We start from the raw sequence: 18,100 nt of genomic DNA, 5'->3' as shown, positions 1-18,100 counted from the left end.
GCCGAGCCGCCGAAGGGCCGCGCGGCCGTCACCGCGCCCCCGCGCGTCGGGGCCCTGCCCCGCGCGACGCCCGCGCCCGCAGCCGCGCCGCTGCCGAGCCACCGCGTGCATGCGAGCCGCGAAGTGGCCGCCACGGAAGACGCTCCGCTGACGTATCGGGAATACGTGTACGTCGTGCCCGAGGGGACGTCGGTCGACGTCGCGAGGCGCGTCGTCCTGGATCGATTCGACGCCGTGAAGAAGGCGCTCGACGGCACGCGCGGCGTGCTCGTGAACCTCGCGGTGTTCGATCACGCCTACCAGGGCAAACCCGAGCGCGCGCCGCTCGCCACGCTGACGTGGAAGGACTGGCGCGGCGAGGCGGAGGTTCGCCCCCCGCAGCCGGCGAGCAAGCCCGTGGCCGCGCCGGCTGCGACCGCGCCGCGCCCCGCCTCGACGCCGCCGCCTGCACAGCGCGCGGCGTCGACGCCGCCCGCTCGTTCTCCGTCGACGCCGCCGCCGCGCGCGCAGGCTGGGTCGAACCCCGCGCTTTCTCCCCCGCGCGCGCCGGCCGGTTCGAACCCCGCGCTCTCTCCGTCGACGCCGCCGCCGCGTGCCGGGTCGAGCCCTGCGCTCTCTCCGTCGACGCCGCCGCCGCGTGCCGGTTCGAGCCCTGCGCTCTCTCCGTCGACGCCGCCGCCGCGTGCCGGGTCGAGCCCCGCGATCAAGGCCGCGGTCACCACGACCACGAAGTCCACGCCGCCGAAGGCCCGCGTCCGCTCGGCCGAAGAGCTCATGAAGGAGCTCGAAGGCGCCTCGACGGATCTGCACTTCCTGAGCGACGCGCTCGAAGGCGCCGACTTCGTGATCTCGATCCTGAGGGAGCAGCTCCCGAGCGAGCTCATCCTCGTCTGGTTCCACGACGCCGAGAAACGCGAGCTCGTCCTCGTGCGCCAGCAAGGCGGCAAGCACGACCGGCTCCTCGCCCGCATGCCCGATCGAACGGGCCTCGCGCAGGCCGCCATCGCCAACAAGAAGGCCCTCGTCATCACGGACGCGCAGCGCGACCCGCGCGCCGTCGACGCGCGCTGGAAGGCCTTCGGCATCGATCCGAAGAGCATCGCTTGCGCGCCCGCGATCGGCGGCGGCAAGACGCTCGGCCTCATCGAGATCGTGAACCCCATCGGCGGTGGCAAGTACGCCACCACCGAGGGCAACGCGCTCACCTACGTCGGCAAGGAGCTCGCGGAGTTCCTCTCCATCCAGGGCGTCGTGCTCGATCCGGAGAAGATCCGGGCCACGGCGAACAAGGCGGCGGCGCGCTAGGCGCGCGGCGCGCGGGGACCGTCCATGCAGCGTCGTCGGCTGCGCGAGCGGCTGCTCTACTTCGCGATCGTCCCCGCGATCGTCTTCGCCGTGCTCGTGCTCGGCGGCATCGCGCTGCGCACGACGCTCCAGATCGAAAAGGCCCGCCAGCAGACCGTCTTCGACGCCACGCTCACGCTCGCCGACGAGCGCGTCGACCGCCTCGACAAGCTCATCATCGCGCAGGACAACGTCGTCGCGACGCACGTCGATCTCGCGAACCTCACGACGATCTCACGCCGCTGGCTGCCCACGGCGTCCCGCGAGACGCCCACGGTGCGCGCGATCCTGGTGCTCGATCTGAGCCACGACGCGCGCGACGTGCTCGCGTTCGCCTCGCGCGCGCCCGGCCGCGAGGACGACGCGTTCCGGCGCCTGCTGCTCGGACGGCTCTTCTCCAGCCTGAACTTCGAGGGCAACACGGAGGAGCTGCGCCACCTGCACCAGATCATCGATCAGCAGAGCATCCTGATCAGCTACTGGCAGCGCGCCTACGCGGGGAGGCGTTACCTCGTCGTCGCCTGGCACGACGTCCCGCGCCTCGTGCACGACGTCTTCCCGCGGCTCTACCGCGACATCGATCGCGGCAACAGCCGCAGTAACGTCACCGACGAGGAGGGCCGCATCGTCTTCGGCCCGCCGATCAAGGCCGGCGAGTTCACCGTCGGCCGTCCCTTCCCGACGACGCTCTACAACTGGCGCCTCCAGATCGCGCTCACCAGCGCCGACGACCTCGGCGACAAGGTCGAGCGGCAGCGCATGATCGAGCTCGGCATGGTCGGCTTCGCGGCGATCGTCGTGCTCGTCGGCGTCACGATCATCATCTTCGCGTCGATCAAGGAGCGCAGGCTCGCCGCGCTGAAGAGCGACTTCGTGGCGAACGTCTCGCACGAGCTCAAGACCCCGCTCGCGCTCGTCCGCATGTTCGGCGAGATCCTCCTCGCCGACCGGGTCGCGAGCGAGGACAAGCGAAGGCAGTACCTCCAGATCATCGTGAGCGAGAGCGAGCGGCTCACGGCGCTGATCGAGAACGTCCTCGATTTCGCCAAGGTCGAGCGGGGCAAGGCCGCGTACGAGTTCGCGCCCGGCAGGCTCGAGGAGGTCGTCGGGCGCGCCGTCGACGTGTATCGCTACCGCGCCGAGCGGGACGGCATCGTCGTGCACCTCGCGAGCGCCGAGGACATGCCCGAGGCGATGCTCGACGCCCGCGCCATGGAGCTCGCGATCATCAACCTGCTCGACAACGCCTTCAAGTACGCGAAGGACGGCGAGCGGGTCGACGTGGACGTCGCCTCGGAGGACGGCTCGGTCGTCGTGCGCGTGAGCGATCGTGGCCCCGGGATCGATCCCGACGAGCAGGAGCGCATCTTCGAGCGCTTCGTGCGCGGGCGGCGGGCGGGCGAGCAACGCATCCGCGGCAGCGGCATCGGGCTCGCGCTCGTCAAGCACATCGCCGAGAGCCACGGCGGCAGCATCGAGGTGAAGAGCCCCGTCACCGAGGACGGCAAGGGCAGCGTGTTCGTGCTGCGCATCCCGGCCCTGCGCGGCGAGCGTCGCGGCGCGGAGAAGCGCCTCTCGCCTGCGCCAACGGATCCGGACGTCGACGCCGACGTCGCCTGATCAGACGTCGGGTTGGTCGGCCTGCGCGCCCTGCGACAGGGCGACGTGCGCGCGGCGGCGGATCCGATCGACGACCTGCGTGGCCCAGCGCGAGAGATCCTCGCGGCCGGGGCAATCGGGGATCGATACGATCGCCGCGTCGACGAGCTGTTCGAAGAGGTGCGTGGAGGCGCCGAGCCCGAGGTCACTCGCTGCGTTCGGCCGCCCGAGCGCCGCGTCACGGCCCACGGGTTTGCCTGCGCTCGCCGCGTCGCTGAGCACGTCGAGCATGTCGTCGGCGATCTGGTAGGCCTCGCCGATCCGCTGCCCGAAGCCGCGCCACGCCTCGGCCTCCTCCGCGTCGGCGCCTGCGGCGATGGCGCCGCCCACCGCGGAGGCTTCGAAGAGCGCGCCCGTCTTGGCCCTTCGGTAGAGCGTCGTGGGGATGCTCGGCTCGCTCTCCCAGCCCTGGCCCGCGATGATCCCGTACGGCATGCCCACGCCGCGGCCGACCGTGGTCACGAGTTTGCCGAGCCGCAGCGGAGCGGCCGCGGACGAGCGGGCCAGGACCTCGAAGGCGAGGGTGATGAGCTGATCCCCGGCGAGCACGGCGAGCGGCTCACCGAATGCACGGTGTGTCGAAGGTTGCCCGCGTCGGGTCAGGGCGGCGTCGAAGCAGGGCAGGTCGTCGTGGACCAGCGACGCGCAGTGCAGAAGCTCGATCGCGGCTGCGACCCCGTCGGCGAGGCCGGGCACGTCTTCCCCGCAGGCCATGGCGACGCGCAGGCAGAGCTGCGGCCGGATGCGGGCGCCGGATGGGAACACCGAATGGTAGACGGCGGCCGCCAGGCGGGGCGGGGCGCCCGGGGCGCACATCGGATCGAGGGCAGCGCGCAGAGCGCGCTCGATACGACCGGAGACGTCCATGCGGGAGGTATCGTCCATGGATGTTTAACCCTTGTCAAGGGTTTGATGGGTCATGCTGTACAAACTCTAGACAAGCCTCCAAGGTTGTTGTAGGTACGGGCTCATGGCGGATCGGACGAGCCGTGCGTTGGTGATCGGCGCCGGCGTGGGCGGCCTCGTGTCGGCGCTGGAGCTCGCTCGTCGGGGGATCGAGGTCGTGGTCCTCGAACGCGCGCCCAAGGTCGGCGGCAAGATGCGGCAGGTCGACGTGGCCGGTCGCGCGATCGATGCCGGTCCTACGGTCATGACGATGCGCTGGGTCCTCGAGGAGGTGTTTTCCTCGGCCGGGACCTCGCTCGACGCCGAGCTCGCCCTTCGGCGGGCGGAGGTCCTGGCGCGACACGCCTGGGGAGAGGGGCCCACCCTCGATTTGTACGCTGATCTCGACCGGTCCGTCGAGGCCATATCGACGTTCGCCGGCCGCGCCGAGGGCGAGGGATACCGTCGGTTCTGCGCGTACACCCAGCGCATTTACGACGCTGTCCACAAGCCGTTCCTCTGCTCCGAGCGCCCGAGCCTCGGCTCGGCGATGGTCGCGGTCGGCGCGCTCGGCCTCCAGGGAATGCTCTCCATCGACGGCCACCGGACCCTCTGGAAGGCCCTCGGCGAGTTTTTTCGAGACGCACGCCTGCGCCAGCTCTTCGGCCGGTACGCCACCTATTGCGGCTCGTCGCCGTTCCTCGCGCCGGCCACGCTCAACGTGATCGCCCAGGTCGAGCGCGACGGCGTCTACCTCGTCGAGGGCGGCATGTACCGCGTCGCCGAGGCGCTCGCGCGGGTGGCCGAGCGCCTCGGCGTCACGATTCGATGCGGCGAGCACGTCACGGAGCTCGTCGTCTCCGGCGACCGCGCCGCGGGCGTGCGCCTCGCCTCGGGCGAGCGTCTCTCGGCCGACCTCGTCGTCCACAATGGGGATCCGGCGGCGCTCTTCGAGGGCATGCTCGGCGCGACCGGAAGGCGGGCCATCCCGGCGCCCGCGGAGCGCTCCCTTTCGGCCGTCACCTGGGCCTTCGTGGCCGAGGCCCGGGGCGCCTATCCGCTCACGCGCCACAACGTGTTTTTTTCGAAGGACTACCACGAGGAATTCCGCGACCTCTTCGAGCGCGGGGTCCTGCCTCGCGAGCCCACGGTGTACGTCTGCGCCCAGGATCGCGACGACGGGGATCGCGCGCCTCCGGGCCCCGAGCGGTTCCTCTGCCTCGTCAATGCGCCGGCCCGCGGGGATCAGCGCGCCCTCACCACGTCGGAGATCAAGCAATGCGAAACAGCAGCGTTCTCGCTCCTCGAGCGGGCGGGTCTCGTCTTTCCGCCGTTTGCCGCGCCGCCCGTCGTGACGACGCCGAGCGAGTTCAATCGCATGTTCCCGGCGACGGGGGGGGCCCTGTACGGACCGGCGTCGCACGGGTGGAAGTCCCCGTTCGTCCGGGCGTCGTCTCGCACGAAGATCCCGGGGCTCTACCTGGCGGGCGGAGCCGCGCATCCGGGGGCGGGCGTGCCGATGGCGGCGCTGAGCGGGCGTCTCTGCGCGAAGGCCGTGATCGAGGACCTCGCTTCGACGAGCCGATCGCGCGAAACGGTTATGCGTGGTGGTATCTAGACGCGCTGAGCGATGACGGCCGTTGCGGCATCACCATCATCGGCCTCGTCGGGAGCGTATTTTCGCCGTTTTACGCGGCCGCACGCAAGCGCGGCCCCGCCGACCCGCTCGCCCATTGCTCGATGAACGTCGCGCTCTATGGGCCCGCGCGCGACGCGTGGTCGTTCACCGAGCGGGGCGGGACCGATGTTCGCCGTTATCGCTCGGCGCTCGTCATCGGCCCGAGCTCGATGGAGTGGCAAGACGACACCTTCACCGTCCACTTCGAAGAGGCGACCGCGCCGCTGCCCGGCCGCGTCTCGGGCACCGTGCGGATCCACCCGCTCGCGCTCGCCGATGCATCGTTCGTCCTCGACACGAACGGCCGTCACCGCTGGGCGCCGATCGCGCCGATCGCCCGCGCCGAGGTCGACATCCGCCGCCCCGCGAGCGCGCGGTGGACGGGCATGGCCTACGTCGATTCGAACTTCGGCAGCGAGCCACTCGAAGACGGCTTTTCCGGCTGGAACTGGGGCCGCGCCACCACGCGGCGTCGCACCGTCGTGACGTACGACTCGGTTCGTCGGGATGGAACCCGTGATCTCATCCAGCACAGCTTCGACGCCGACGGACGCGCGGAGCCCCTCGAGCCGCTCGCCCCCACGCGCGCGCCGCGCACGCTCTGGGGCATGGAGCGGATCGTGCGGGTCGATCCGGGTACGTCCCCGCGGGTCGTGCGCACCCTCGAAGACACGCCTTTTTATGCGCGCTCGCAGCTCTCGGGCCGTTATCTCGGCGAAGACGCGCACGGCGTGCACGAGGCGCTCTCGCTCGATCGGTTCCGGACCCCGGCGGTGCAGTTCATGCTCCCTTATCGGATGCGACGCGCCTCGCCATGACGCCGGACATCCCCAGCCTGCTCGGTTTTTTTCTCTTCGGCTGGTCCTTCGCGGTCACTTGCGTCTCGCTCGAAGCGGCTCGGCGGGCGACGTTCACGACGCGCGCCGCGCGCCGACGAGGCACGGGCGTGCTCGTCTGGCAGGAAAAACCCTCCGTCCTCGTCGTGCGCCCGTGCGCGGGGAGCGAGCCTTCGCTCGAACGGACGCTCGCCTCGCTCGCCCACGCGAAGCGATCCTTCGACGTCCGGTGCCGTTTCGCGATGGAGCAGGCGTCCGACCTCGCCTTGCCCGCGGCGCAGAGGGCCACCGAGGCGCTCGGGCGCGCCGGGATCGAGGCCGAGATCGTCTTCACGGGCGGCGGAGGTCCGAACCGCAAGGCTGCGCAGCTCGCGGCCGCGGCCGAGGGCGCCGACATCCTCATCGTCACCGACAGCGACGTCGATCTCGCGGGTATCGACCTCGATGTCCTCGTCGCGCCGCTCGCCTCTGCCTCGCCCGCGTGGGTCGCGTGGGCGCCGCCGGCCGAGCACGCGCCGCCGCGGACGCTCGGCGATCATGCCTCCGCGGCTGTCCTCGGCGCCTCGCTCCACGCCTTCCCCGTCCTCGCGCGGCTCGACCCGAAAGGCCTCGTCGGCAAGCTCTTCGCCATCCGCGCGAGCGTGCTCGCGACGATCGGCGGCTTCGGCTCGCTCGTCGACTACCTCGGCGAGGACATGGAGATCGCGCGTCGCGTCCGCGAGAGAGGCGGCTCGGTCGTGGCGGTGCCGATCGTGGCGCGCTCGCTCGCGCAGGGACGATCGTGGGAGGCCGTGATCACGCGCTTCTCCCGGTGGCTCACGGTGATCCGCGCGCAGAGGCCGCTGCTCCTGTGGAGCTACCCCGCGCTCTTCTTCGCCACCTGGCCCATCGTCGTGCTCGCGACGGCGCTCGCGTTCGTCGTCCCGCAGGTCGCCCTCGGCGCGGCGCTGCTCGCGCTGCTCGCGCGCCTCGTCATCGCGCTCGTCGCTGCGCGGATGGCGGGGCGCCCCGTGGGCCTCGCCGTCGCGCTGCGGGACTCTGTCCTCGCCGACGTCGTGCTCGCCGTCGCCTTTACGCGGGCCTTGCGATCGCGCACGGTCCTCTGGCGGGATCGGGTCCTCGTCGTCGACCGCACGGGCCATTTGCGCCAGCCCGAACGTACGTCCGCGTAACACCGTCGATGCGTTGGCGCTGCGGCGTCACGGCACCGGCGTGATGTCGTGATTTTGGCGAATTTTACGCGGGGAATCGTGCACGAGGCCGCGATCCGCCGCGATCATTCGTGGTATCGATCCTCGTGGTGGGGAGGGGTGGTCATCCGTCTTCAAAACGTTTGAGGTCCCATGAACCAGCCTGTCCAACCTGCGCGCCGCGAGGACTCCGTCGGTCGTGACGTCGACCCGAGCACCTTGAGCGACGACACGATCCGGCGCACCGTCATCCTCCTGCAGCAGACGCAGGCGCTCGCGAAGGTCGGCGGCTGGGAGCTCGATTGCCGCTCGAACCAGCTCTTCTGGACCGAGGAGACCTACCGCATCCACGAGACGCCGCCCGGCTTCACGCCGGAGCTCGCGACCGCGATCGACTTCTACGCGCCCGAGTGGGTGCCCACGATCTCGAAGGCCGTCGAGCGGTGCGTGGGGGCGGGTGAGCCGTTCGACCTCGAGCTCGAGCTGCTCACCTACCACAAGCGCAGGCTCTGGGTGCGCGCGGCGGGCCAGGCGCAGATGGAAGACGGCGAGGTCGTGCGGATCTTCGGCGCCTTCCAGGACATCGACGACAAGAAGCGGCGCGAGCTCGAGCTGCAGGAGAAGCTCGCGATCATCGAGCAGCAGCGCTCGACGATCCACTCGATGTCCGCGCCGATCATCCAGGTCTGGGACGGCGTGCTCGCGCTCCCCGTCGTCGGTCAGCTCGACGAGGCGCGCGCCGCGGACATCACCGAGCGGCTTCTCCAGACCGTCGTCTCGCTCGGCGCCACGCAGGTCATCCTCGACCTCACCGGCGTCGAGGCCGTCGACGACGCGACGGCCGATCACCTCCTGCGCATCATCCGCGCCACGACGCTACTTGGGGCTCAAAGCATCATCACGGGCGTGAGGCCCGCCGTGGCGCAGACGCTCGTCGCGCTCGGCGCCGACCTCACGAAGACGACCGTGCGGAGCAACCTGCGCGAGGCGATCAAGGCGGCGATGAGGTCACCTTCGAACGCGCGCCCCCCGCGCTGAGCGGCGGCGCGGCCGCAGGGGCCCGCATCACGAACGGGCGCGTCATCGCGGCGAGCATCGCTTCGAGCGCGCCGCCCACGCGCGAGCGAGCCGCACGGAAGACCACCTCGAAGCGCTCCGCGCCCTCGCCCGAGAGCGCGCGCTCGATCCGAACGAGCTCCGCCTCCACGGCCTCTTCTTGCGCCGCGCGGCCCTTCGTCGTGTCCCGCTCGGCCGGCACGGGCTCGCCGAACGAGAGCCACAACGTCGGACGTTCCGCTCCGCCGAACTCGTACCGCAGCCCCACCGGCACCGTGCGCGCCATGCGCGCGACCCGCGCGATCTCCGCCGATCCAGGCCGGAACCCGAGCGGCCTCTCCGTGACCGGCCGCTCCTGCCCTTGCGGATACACCCACACGAGCTTGCCCGGCGTGTCGAGCAGCCGCGCCGCGTAGCGCATCACGACCGCGCCGTCCGTGGGTTTGTCGAGGTCCACGCCGAACGCGCCGACGAGCGCGAAGAACGGCAGGCGCCTGAGGTTTTTCGCGTCCATCATCGCGTGGCCGTCCGCGCCGAGCAGGTGCGTCGAGACGTGCAGCGCGACGAGCGGATCCCACCACGACGTGTGGTTCGAGACGACGAGCAGCGGCGCCTCCTTCGCGAGCGCCCGCGCCCGATCGAGCCCCTGCGCGCGCACCTCGCCGAACGTCGCGTGGATCCGCGAGCGCGCGTGGCCCGAGAACCAGGCGTTGAACCAGGACACCTTGCGCGCAGGGATCATCGCAGGCTCGAGCGCGCGCACGCGTCGACGAGGAACTGCACCTCGGGCAGCGCCGGCGGATCGGCCTCGGCATCGCCGGCGACGAGCGACAGCGGCGCCCTCGGCGTGGTCGCGGCGAGCGCGCGCAGCATCAGCCACACCTTGCGCCTTAGCGGCACGTAGGCGCGGCTCGTCACCGAGTCGAAGCCCGCGCGCTCGATCACGCGCCCGATGTCCGCGTAGATCAGGCTCGCCGCGCGGATCGAGGCAGAGCAGTCGCGCGGCAGCATCGCGATCCCGAGGTCCGCGCGGGCGTAGAGCATCGACGCGTGCCGCAGCAGCCGCTCCACCACGTCGCCGAGCGCGCGCGTGAACACCGGCCGGACCAACCATTTCGCCACGTCGATCTCGGCCTCTTCGAGCCACGCGAGCGGCAGGTACACGCGCCCGTTTCTCGCGTCCTCGCCCACGTCGCGCGCGATGTTCGTGAGCTGCATGGCGACGCCGAGGTCACACGCGCGCGCGAGCGCCTTCGGGTCCCGGACGCCCATGAGCACGCTCATGATCACGCCGACCGTCGAGGCCACGCGCGCGCAGTACGCGTGCAGATCCGACAGCGTCTCGTACCGCCGCCCCTCGGCGTCCCAGGCGAACCCCTCGATGAGCCCTTCCATCACCGCGCGCGGCAGGTTGTGCGCGCGCGCCACGTCCGAGAACGCCCGGTCGACCGGCGAGTCGTGTGGCCTGCCCTCGTACGCCGCGGCGAGCCGCGCTTGCAGCGCCTCCACCGCGCCGGGCTCGCTCGCTTGATCGACCACGTCGTCGGCCACGCGGCAGAACGCGTAGATCGGCAGCATGGGCACGCGCACCCGCTTCGGCAGGAGCAGCGACGCGGCGTGGAAGCTCTTCGAGCCTTTGCGCAAAAGCTCCCGGCACGCGGCGACGTCGTCGGCCGAAGCCGCGCGCTCGGCCGACGTGGGGAGGAGCGGCGCGCCGAGGGTCATCGCGGGCTCAATGGAGCGCGGATGCATCGGGCACCACCCTGTCGAGCACCCGCGCCGAGGAGAGCACGCCGGGCAAACCCGCGCCTGGATGGGTCCCTGCGCCCACGATGTAGAGCCGCTCCACGTCCTCGCTCTCGTTGTGCGGGCGGAAGAACGCGCTCTGCGTCAGCACCGGCTCCATCCCGAACGCCGCGCCGCGGAACGAGAGCAGCCGATCCTGGAACTCCTGCGGGTGCGTCACCCGCGACGCCACGATCTCCTTGTCGAGCCCGGGCATCAGCGTCGAGGCGAGGTAGCGCTCGATCCTCTTCCGATAGGGCTCTGCTTCCTTCTCCCAGTTCGTCCCGCTCGCCAGGTTCGGCACGGGCGACAGCACGTAGAACGTGTCGCAGCCCGCGGGCGCGAGGGACGGATCCGTCGCCGTCGGCCGGTGCAGATAGAGGCTGAAATCGTCCGCCAGCACGTGCCTCTGGAAGATGTCGTCGAGCAGCCCCTCGTAGCGCGGCCCCAGGCATATCGTGTGGTGAGCGACGTCCTCGTAGGTTCGTTTGGTCCCAAAGTACCAGACGAAGAGCCCCATCGAATATCGTTGCTTCTCCAAACGTTCGTTCGTCCAGCGCTTGCGGACGTTGTCGTCGACGAGGTGCCGATAGGTCCAGGCCGAATCCGCGTTCGACACCACCACGTCCGCCTCGATCTTCTCGCCGCTCTGGAGCTCCACGCCGCGCGCCCTCCGCCCGGCGAGCAGGATCCGTTTGACCTCCGCGCCGCAGCGGACCTCGCCGCCCTGACCTTCGATGAGGCGCACGAGCCCCTTCACGAGCGCGCCCGTGCCTCCCATCGGGAAATGCACGCCCCACTTGCGCTCGAGGAACGCGATCAGCGTGTAGATCGAGGTCGTCGAGAACGGGTTTCCCCCGACGAGCAGCGGGTGGAAGCTCATCACCTGCCGCAGCCGGTCGTCCTTCACGTGCTTGGCGACGAGGTTGTAGACCGAGCGATAGCTCTCGAGCTTCATCATGTCGGGGACGATCCTCGCCATGTCCCACCACGAGCCGAACGGCACGTGCGCGAGCTCCTCGAAGCCCACGCGGAAGATCTCCTCGCTCGTCCGGAGGAACCGCTCGTAGCCCTCCACGTCCCCCGGCGCGAGCTTGGCGACCTCCTTGCGCATCGCCGCGGCGTCCCCCGTGTAATCGAACACGGCTCCGTCATGGAACCGGATACGATAGAAGGGCGTGACCGGTCGCATGTCGATGTCGTCGCTCATGCGCCGACCCGCCAGCGTCCACAGCTCTTCGAGCAGGAAGGGCGCCGTGATGACCGTCGGCCCCGCGTCGAACGTGAAGCCCTCGATGCGGTGGACATAGGCTCGTCCGCCCGGGGCATCGAGCTTCTCCAGCACCGTCACCCGGTAGCCGCGCGCGCCCAGCCGAACCGCCGCAGCCAGACCACCAAAACCGCTGCCGATGACGACCGCGTGAGGCTTGGGGGTTGAACCTTGCATGTAGAGAGTATAAGGTCTGTATCAAGTTTGATAAAGGTTTCTCTTGGTGGTTTCGACCCTCGGTCGGGGCCACCGTGGAGAGCGATCCGTTGAGCCTCTACCGAATCCGCACCGTCTCGGAACTGACAGGCGTGAGCTCTGCGACGCTGCGCGCGTGGGAGCGCCGTTACGGCGTCCCTGCGCCGTCGCGCACGCCCTCCGCCTATCGGCTCTACAGCGAGGAGGACGTCGCGCTCATCGTCAAGATGCGCGACCTCGTGAAGGCGGGCATGGCGCCGGCCGAATCCGCGCGCCTCCTGCTCAGCGAGCCCGCGACGGGCGCGCTGCCCACGGCGCCTCCGCCCGGCGCTGCGCCCCCGGAGACCGATCCTTTCGTGGCCGCGCGGGATCGGATCGTCGAGGCCACGCGCCGCTTCGACCCCGACGCGCTCGAGGAAGAAGTCGCGAAGACCCTCACCCTCGGCCCTGCCGTCACGATCTTCGAACGAACGATCGGCCCTGCGCTCCGCGAGATCGGCGACCTCTGGCATGCGGGCGCGATCACCGTCGCGCAGGAGCACCTCGCCTCCAACGTGCTCGGCGGCACCCTCATCCACCTCTTGCGCCTCGCGCAGCCGGCGGACGCCACGCGCCGCATTGCCCTCGCTTGTTTCGCCGACGAGGACCACGTCCTCGGCCTTTATGGCGTCGGCTTGCGCTTCGCCTCGTGGGGCTTCCGCACGCTCATGCTCGGCGCGCGCACGCCGCCGCCGGCCATCACGCGCGTCGTCGACTCGCTCGCGCCCGACCTCATCGGCCTCAGCGTCACCATCCCCCCGCCAGCGTCCCGCGCGCGTGAGCTCGTCGACGCGTATGCCGACGCTTGCCGCGGGGCCGCGTGGGTCATCGGGGGCGACGGATCGGAGGGCATGCGCGCGTTGATCGAGGAGCGGGGCGGCATTTGCGTCGGTCGTGACCTCGCGGCCGCGCGGCAGACGATCGAGCGTGTCGTGGCGGCGCAGAAGCGCCGTCGTCCGTCGCGGGCGAGCAAGGATTGAAAGGGGGGCTTCGCGTCAGCCTTCGACCTGGGCGCCGAGCAGCTCGATGAGCTTCTTCCGGTCGCCTGTGCCGAGCGCGCCCGAGCCGGCGAACAGCACGCGCCCGTCCTTGCCGACGAGGATCACGTTGCTCGCGCCCTTGCGAATGCCGTAGGCCTTCCGGAACGAGCCGTCCCAGTCGCAATAAATCGTGGTCTTCTGCTTTTTCGACTCCTCGCGAATCGCGTCCTTCACGAAGCCTTTCGCGGGCCAGAAGTCGTAGCTGCTCACGTCCGCGATCGCGGCGATCGCGACTTTCTGCTTGTACTTGTCGCCCTGACCGAGCTTCGCGAGGTCGTCCTTGAGCGGCTGGTTCTGCGCCGCGGAGTCCTTGTCCTCGTACATGATGAGGATCGGCTTGCCCTTGAGCGAGCTCATCTGCAGCGCGCGCCCGTCGGCGTCCTCCACCCGCGCATTCGGCGCTTCGGCGCCTTCTTTGGGCAGGGCGAGGGAGACGCCGGGCACGAGCGCGGCCCCGAGGACGATCGCCGAGATGACCTTCGAAGCTTTTCCCCTGGAACGCATCGCCGATTCCTCCGCATCGCAGGCGTTACATCGAAGCCGTCCACCCTTTGTACAAGGTTCGATCGGGAAGTCAAGCTTTGTTTCGTATCCGTACGGTCATCCTCCGCGGGTACGAGCACCGGCTCTTGACAGCGGCCGACCCATGTAGAGATTGCATCGCGTTCGGACCCGAGTGGCGGGAGAGAATCGAGACCGGTTCTCCGCCCTTGGGGACGCGTGCACGAGACGGCCACCGGGAGCGTGTCCGCGGCAGAGGCATGGTTTGCCGCTGCTGGCGCGCCTCGGGGCCCGTGGGGGCGGAGCTTTGCCCCGCGAGGGCATACGGAGGCGACCATGTTGATGCGATTCGGCGACGTGAACAGGACCTTTGCCACCATGGATGAGCTTCGCCGGAGAATGGACCGGCTGTTCGACGAATACGATTCCCGCGGGGGCGCCTGGCCGCGGTCGACCTTCTTCTTCGAGCCGTTCGAGGCTGGTCACGCGTCGCGCACCGTCGCCACGTGGCCGCGCCTCACGGTCTACGACAAGGGCGACGCGCTGGTCATCGCGGCCGATGTTCCCGGAATGAAGGAATCGGACATCAAGCTGGAGATCGATCAGGACGTGCTCACGCTCTCGGGCGAGCGGAAGGCCGACGTGCCGGAAGGGTATGCGATTCACAAGCGGGAGCGCGCCCCGGTGAAGTTCTCGCGCAGCGTCGCCCTGCCTTGCAAGGTCGACGCGGAGAAGGCGAGCGCGGCGCTGAAAGACGGCGTCCTCACGCTCACGCTCGCGAAGTCGCCCGAGGCGCAGCCCCGGCGGATCGCCGTGAAATCGGGTTCGTGAAATCAATCGAAATCGACGCTGAAATGTGAAGGAGAGAGCAGCCATGAACGCGCAGATCAGCCGTGACGAGCGGGAGAATCAGGCCGAGGCGCAGGAGACGCGGCGCGGCGTGGCGCCCGCGGTCGATATCTTCGAGAACAAGACCGAGCTCTTGATCGTCGCCGACCTGCCGGGCGTCGGCCCCGACGACATCGCGGTTCGCCTCGACAAGAACGAGCTCACGATCGCGGGCAAGCGAGCGAGCGCGCCGGAGGGCAACGCCCTCGCCGTCGAGGGCAGGACGGGGAATTTTTCGCGGACCTTCCTGGTCCCGCAGGGCATCGTGGCCGACGGGATCACCGCCGAGGTGGCCCACGGCGTCCTCAAGGTCCGCCTGCCCAAGGTGTCGGCCCAGAAGCCTCGGCAAATTGCGGTCAAGCCGAGCTGATCACCATTCCCACGGCCTGGCGGTGGGCGTAGTCTCGATCGTATGCGCCGCCGCCTTTCCCGCTTCGCCCTCCTCGTCCTCGCTCAGGCCCTCGCGAGCTGCGGCCCGGGACCGACGATCGTCACGGGCCCGCAGTCCGCGGAATTCGGAGGCGCGGGCGACGCGAAAGGGTCCGCCGCGAGCGACTTGCCGATCGTCCCCGTGCGCTGGGAAGAGCAACCGACGCAGGCCCTCGAGGTCGCGGGGGGCGATCTTCGCGGCGCGCCTGTCTCGCTCACCTCGCCCGACGGCGTCGGCCTCGTCATCAGCTCGCTCGAAGTCGCGGCGGCCGTCGAGGATCCGCTCGCCTTCACCGAGCTGCATTTCACCTTCAAGAACCCCGAGCCTCGCACCATTGAGGGCCGCTTCGAGCTCGTCTTGCCGCCCGGGGCCACCATCAGCCGGTTTTCCATGAAAAACGCGGACGGCTGGAAGGAGGGCGAGGTCGTCGAGCTCCAGGCGGCGCGCGTCGCGTACGAGGATTTCCTCCACCGCAGGGCCGACCCGGCGCTGCTCGAAAAGCAGGCTGGCAACCGCTTTCAGGCCCGCGTCTTCCCCATTCCGGCCTCGGGCGAGAAGGAGATCATCGTCTCGTATTCGCAGACGCTCGCCTCGCGCGCCGCTCCTTATCGTGCGTATCTCCGCGGCCTGCCCCGCATGGGCAAATTCGACATGCGCGTCATCGAGCGCCGCCGCGGGGACAAGGGCGAGCCCGTCCGCCGCGTTCACTCCTTCCAGCAGGCCAATTTTGCCCCGGACCGTGATTTCGTGCTCCCGCTCGGCGCGGGCGGCGCGTCGGCCGTCGGCCTGCGGCACGAGGAGCTCGCGGTCGCGCGGGTCACGCCCATCGCCGAGGATCGCCCCGAGCCGGTCCGGGACCTGCTCGTCCTGCTCGATACGAGCGCCTCGCGCGCGCTCGACCTCGCGACGCAGGCCGAGCGGCTCGCGGCGCTCCTGGCGGCGCTGCCGGACGCGCCGGGCAGCGACATGCCGATCGCCGTCGCTTGCTTCGATCAAGGGCTCGAGCCCGTGTACATGGGCCCCAGGAAGGGGTTTGGTCGCAAGGAGATCGAGGCCATTCTGCAGAGAAAGGCGCTCGGCGCCTCGGACCTCGGGCTCGCGCTGGAGAGCGCGGCCGGGTATGCGAAGAAGCAGGGCGGCCGCTTCACCCGCGCCTTGCTCCTCACGGATGGCATTCCCACGGCCGGGCCCACGACGCCGGGCGAGATCTCGGCCGAGCTCCGGCAATTGCGGGACGCGGGCATTCGCAGGCTCGACGCCATCGTGGCCGGCGGCATTCGCGATGAAGCGCTGCTCCGCAGGCTCACGACGGGCACGTTCCCGCAGGACGGCGTGGTCCTCGACGCGGCGGAGAGCCCGCGCACGCTCGCCGATCGCCTCGGCCGCGCCACCGTCTCGGGCCTCGAGGTGCGGGTCCCCGGCGCGAAATGGGTGTACCCGGAAAAACTCGACGCCGTGCAGCCCGGCGACGAGGCGCTCGTGTATGCGGAGATCCCGCCGAGCGCGCCGTTCGAGGTCGAGGTGCGAGGTCCTTCCGGCACGGCGCGGACGAAGGTCGAGACGGAGCTCGCCGAGCGCCCGCTGCTCGAACGCGCGGCGACGCGGGCGAAGATCGAGCGCCTCTCCCGTGAAATGGAGGCCGCCCCGGACGAGGGCCGGCGCGCGGCGATCGGACGCGAGATCGTCTCGCTCTCGACGCGCTTCCGGGTGCTCTCCGACCTCACGGCGCTGCTCGTCCTGGAGACCGAGAACGATTACGCTCGTTTTGGCATCGACCGGACCGCGCTCGCGGACATCCTCGTGGTCGGTCGCGCGGGCGTCGAGCTGCAGAGCCGCAAAGGCGGCCCCGTGGCCATCGCCGCCTCCCCGGACAAACCCAAGAAGGCGGCCGACGAAAAGAGCGGGGCCGAGACCGAGACCAAGGCGGGGCAAAAGAAGGATTCCGGCGCCCCGGGCGCGCAGGCCGCGGCGGCGCCGGCGGCCGACGCGGCGGGGCCGCCGCCGCCTCCGCAATCGGAGAGGCTCTCGCGCGAGGAGCTCGCACAGGAGGCGAAACCCGAGCCTGTCGAGGCCGAGCCGTCCTCGCGCCCCGCGGCCTCCTCCGCGAGCACGCCCCGCGCGGCCGCGAAGCCCGCTCCGGCTGCGGCCGCGGGCGCGCCTCGCCCCCGCACCGCGGCCGAATCGATTCTGAATCCCTTCGACGACGCGCCGAGCACCTCCTGGCGACCTCGGCCTCCCCGCAGGCCGCCGCCCCGGCCGCCGATCGAATTCGAGGACGACGAGGAGGATATGAGCGACGCCGGCGTCCTGCCCTACGAGGGCAAATTCGCCGAGGTCATGAATCTCATCCAGGCGAAGAAACACGCCGAAGCGCTGTCCATGGCCTCCGCGTGGCGCGAGGCCGAGCCGGGCGACGCGCTCGCGCTCGTCGCGCTCGGCGAGTCCTTCGAGGGGCTCGGCGATTTGCATCAAGCCGCGCGTGCCTACGGCTCGATCATCGACCTCTTCCCGTCCCGCGCCGACCTCCGGAGGTTTGCCGGTGCGCGACTCGAACGAATTGGCCCTCGCGCCGACGGCGTCTCCTTCCTCGTCGTCGACACCTACGAAAAAGCCGTCGCGTCGCGCCCCGATCATCCCTCCGGCCACCGCCTCCTCGCGTATGCGCTCGCCCGCGCCGGAAAACACGCCGAGGCGTTCCAGGTCATCACCGCGGCGTTCGCGCGTCGTTTTCCGGACGGCCGTTTCGCCGGCGTGCGCCGCGTCCTCGCCGACGACGTCGGCATCCTCGCCGCTGCGTTCATCCGTGCCAAACCCGAGCGCCGCGCCGAGGTGGAGAAGACCCTGCGCGACCTCGGCGTCCCCCTCGCCAAGCGTCCCTCGCTCCGGTTCGTCCTCACGTGGGAAACGGACGCGAACGACGTCGATTTCCACATCCGCGACGGCCGCCGCGGGCACGCGTATTACAGCCACCGAAGGCTCCGCTCGGGCGGCGAGCTCTTCGCCGACGTCACCACGGGGTATGGCCCGGAGTGCTTTGCCATCGACGGCCGGGCTGCGGCCTACCCGTATCGCCTGCAGGCCCATTATTACTCGAAGGGCCCGATGGGTTACGGCATGGGCAAGCTCCAGATCGTCGAGCACGATGGAAATGGTGAGATCCGCCTCGAAGAGCGGCCCTTCGTGGTCATGACCGACCGCGCTTTCGTGGATCTCGGCGTCGTCACCGGCAAGCTCTCGGCGCCGCGCTGAGTTTCCCGCATCGGCGCGAGGCGCAGGGAAAACCGCGCCTCGCGCCCGGGAGATC

At 70.3% G+C, this 18,100-nt stretch carries 15 protein-coding genes; 10 read left to right on the top strand and 5 right to left on the bottom strand.

What is annotated here, in order from left to right; genetic code table 11:
• Window positions 1-1,305, top strand: a 1,305-nt coding sequence (locus QHF85_RS41985) for a GAF domain-containing protein (RefSeq protein WP_281333082.1), incomplete at its 5' end; no start/stop codon positions are given.
• A gap of 24 nt (window positions 1,306-1,329) precedes the next feature.
• On the top strand, window positions 1,330-2,964 hold the full coding sequence (locus QHF85_RS41980) for a HAMP domain-containing sensor histidine kinase (protein WP_281333081.1): 1,635 nt from the start codon (window positions 1,330-1,332) through the stop codon (window positions 2,962-2,964).
• Here QHF85_RS41980 and QHF85_RS41975 read toward each other — a convergent pair whose 3' ends face one another.
• The gene (locus QHF85_RS41975) at window positions 2,965-3,870 is read right to left on the bottom strand and encodes a polyprenyl synthetase family protein (RefSeq protein WP_348652804.1); all 906 of its coding nucleotides are present in this window, start codon (window positions 3,868-3,870) and stop codon (window positions 2,965-2,967) included.
• 103 nt (window positions 3,871-3,973) lie between these two features.
• On the opposite strand from QHF85_RS41975, the gene crtD reads away from it, so the two are divergent.
• The 4 genes from crtD to QHF85_RS41955 all read left to right on the top strand — a co-directional run bounded on the left by crtD (window position 3,974) and on the right by QHF85_RS41955 (window position 8,630).
• On the top strand, window positions 3,974-5,506 hold the full coding sequence (crtD, locus tag QHF85_RS41970; protein ID WP_281333079.1) for a 1-hydroxycarotenoid 3,4-desaturase CrtD: 1,533 nt from the start codon (window positions 3,974-3,976) through the stop codon (window positions 5,504-5,506).
• Between the two features lie 122 nt (window positions 5,507-5,628).
• Window positions 5,629-6,384: a carotenoid 1,2-hydratase gene (locus QHF85_RS41965; protein WP_281333078.1), complete on the top strand. Its 756-nt coding sequence runs from the start codon at window positions 5,629-5,631 to the stop codon at window positions 6,382-6,384.
• A complete protein-coding gene (locus tag QHF85_RS41960; RefSeq protein WP_281333077.1) occupies window positions 6,381-7,574 on the top strand; it encodes a glycosyltransferase in 1,194 nt (397 codons plus the stop codon). Before QHF85_RS41965 ends, QHF85_RS41960 begins: the two co-directional genes overlap by 4 nt.
• Window positions 7,575-7,745: 171 nt before the next feature.
• Window positions 7,746-8,630 carry an STAS domain-containing protein gene (locus QHF85_RS41955; RefSeq protein ID WP_281333076.1) on the top strand — a complete coding sequence of 295 codons (885 nt, stop codon included), beginning with the start codon at window positions 7,746-7,748 and terminating at the stop codon, window positions 8,628-8,630.
• Here QHF85_RS41955 and QHF85_RS41950 read toward each other — a convergent pair.
• Genes QHF85_RS41950 through QHF85_RS41940 form a run of 3 tightly spaced genes read right to left on the bottom strand, consistent with a single transcriptional unit; the run spans window position 8,584 to window position 11,880 of the window.
• On the bottom strand, window positions 8,584-9,390 hold the full coding sequence (locus tag QHF85_RS41950; RefSeq protein ID WP_281333075.1) for a lysophospholipid acyltransferase family protein: 807 nt from the start codon (window positions 9,388-9,390) through the stop codon (window positions 8,584-8,586). The two genes, QHF85_RS41955 and QHF85_RS41950, sit on opposite strands and share 47 nt — an antisense overlap.
• Window positions 9,387-10,373 carry a phytoene/squalene synthase family protein gene (locus QHF85_RS41945; protein WP_281333074.1) on the bottom strand — a complete coding sequence of 329 codons (987 nt, stop codon included), beginning with the start codon at window positions 10,371-10,373 and terminating at the stop codon, window positions 9,387-9,389. The genes QHF85_RS41950 and QHF85_RS41945 overlap by 4 nt, the downstream gene beginning before the upstream one ends.
• A gap of 7 nt (window positions 10,374-10,380) precedes the next feature.
• Entirely contained in the window at window positions 10,381-11,880 is a 1,500-nt protein-coding gene (locus QHF85_RS41940) for a phytoene desaturase (RefSeq protein ID WP_281333073.1), read from the bottom strand.
• Between the two features lie 89 nt (window positions 11,881-11,969).
• On the opposite strand from QHF85_RS41940, the gene QHF85_RS41935 reads away from it, so the two are divergent.
• Complete coding sequence (locus QHF85_RS41935) at window positions 11,970-12,917, top strand: MerR family transcriptional regulator (protein ID WP_281333072.1); 948 nt, start codon at window positions 11,970-11,972, stop codon at window positions 12,915-12,917.
• A 15-nt stretch (window positions 12,918-12,932) separates the two neighbouring features.
• On the opposite strand, the gene QHF85_RS41930 is transcribed toward QHF85_RS41935, so the two are convergent.
• Complete coding sequence (locus tag QHF85_RS41930; RefSeq protein ID WP_281333071.1) at window positions 12,933-13,481, bottom strand: YtfJ family protein; 549 nt, start codon at window positions 13,479-13,481, stop codon at window positions 12,933-12,935.
• Between the two features lie 333 nt (window positions 13,482-13,814).
• Here QHF85_RS41930 and QHF85_RS41925 point away from each other — a divergent pair, with 333 nt between their 5' ends.
• Genes QHF85_RS41925 through QHF85_RS41915 form a run of 3 tightly spaced genes read left to right on the top strand, consistent with a single transcriptional unit; the run spans window position 13,815 to window position 18,045 of the window.
• Window positions 13,815-14,309: an Hsp20/alpha crystallin family protein gene (locus QHF85_RS41925; protein WP_281333070.1), complete on the top strand. Its 495-nt coding sequence runs from the start codon at window positions 13,815-13,817 to the stop codon at window positions 14,307-14,309.
• Between the two features lie 43 nt (window positions 14,310-14,352).
• Window positions 14,353-14,736, top strand: a complete 384-nt coding sequence (locus QHF85_RS41920; RefSeq protein ID WP_281333069.1) for an Hsp20/alpha crystallin family protein — start codon at window positions 14,353-14,355, stop codon at window positions 14,734-14,736.
• A gap of 42 nt (window positions 14,737-14,778) precedes the next feature.
• Window positions 14,779-18,045 (top strand): VIT domain-containing protein, encoded by a 3,267-nt coding sequence (locus QHF85_RS41915; protein WP_281333068.1) that lies wholly within the window; start codon window positions 14,779-14,781, stop codon window positions 18,043-18,045.
• The last annotated feature ends 55 nt before the right edge of the window (window positions 18,046-18,100 follow it).

The sequence above is a fragment of the Polyangium sp. 6x1 genome, assembly GCF_029946515.1.
Taxonomy (GTDB): domain Bacteria; phylum Myxococcota_A; class Polyangia; order Polyangiales; family Polyangiaceae; genus Polyangium.
This window is presented reverse-complemented; position numbering and strand designations above follow the sequence as displayed.

Coding starts and splice junctions, on each gene's coding strand:
- QHF85_RS41980 (WP_281333081.1), top strand. CDS start 1,330: ATGCAGCGTCGTCGGCTGCGCGAGCGGCTGCTCTACTTCGCGATCGTC.
- QHF85_RS41975 (WP_348652804.1), bottom strand. CDS start 3,870: ATGGACGTCTCCGGTCGTATCGAGCGCGCTCTGCGCGCTGCCCTCGAT.
- crtD (WP_281333079.1), top strand. CDS start 3,974: ATGGCGGATCGGACGAGCCGTGCGTTGGTGATCGGCGCCGGCGTGGGC.
- QHF85_RS41965 (WP_281333078.1), top strand. CDS start 5,629: ATGAACGTCGCGCTCTATGGGCCCGCGCGCGACGCGTGGTCGTTCACC.
- QHF85_RS41960 (WP_281333077.1), top strand. CDS start 6,381: ATGACGCCGGACATCCCCAGCCTGCTCGGTTTTTTTCTCTTCGGCTGG.
- QHF85_RS41955 (WP_281333076.1), top strand. CDS start 7,746: ATGAACCAGCCTGTCCAACCTGCGCGCCGCGAGGACTCCGTCGGTCGT.
- QHF85_RS41950 (WP_281333075.1), bottom strand. CDS start 9,390: ATGATCCCTGCGCGCAAGGTGTCCTGGTTCAACGCCTGGTTCTCGGGC.
- QHF85_RS41945 (WP_281333074.1), bottom strand. CDS start 10,373: ATGACCCTCGGCGCGCCGCTCCTCCCCACGTCGGCCGAGCGCGCGGCT.
- QHF85_RS41940 (WP_281333073.1), bottom strand. CDS start 11,880: ATGCAAGGTTCAACCCCCAAGCCTCACGCGGTCGTCATCGGCAGCGGT.
- QHF85_RS41930 (WP_281333071.1), bottom strand. CDS start 13,481: ATGCGTTCCAGGGGAAAAGCTTCGAAGGTCATCTCGGCGATCGTCCTC.
- QHF85_RS41925 (WP_281333070.1), top strand. CDS start 13,815: ATGTTGATGCGATTCGGCGACGTGAACAGGACCTTTGCCACCATGGAT.
- QHF85_RS41920 (WP_281333069.1), top strand. CDS start 14,353: ATGAACGCGCAGATCAGCCGTGACGAGCGGGAGAATCAGGCCGAGGCG.
- QHF85_RS41915 (WP_281333068.1), top strand. CDS start 14,779: ATGCGCCGCCGCCTTTCCCGCTTCGCCCTCCTCGTCCTCGCTCAGGCC.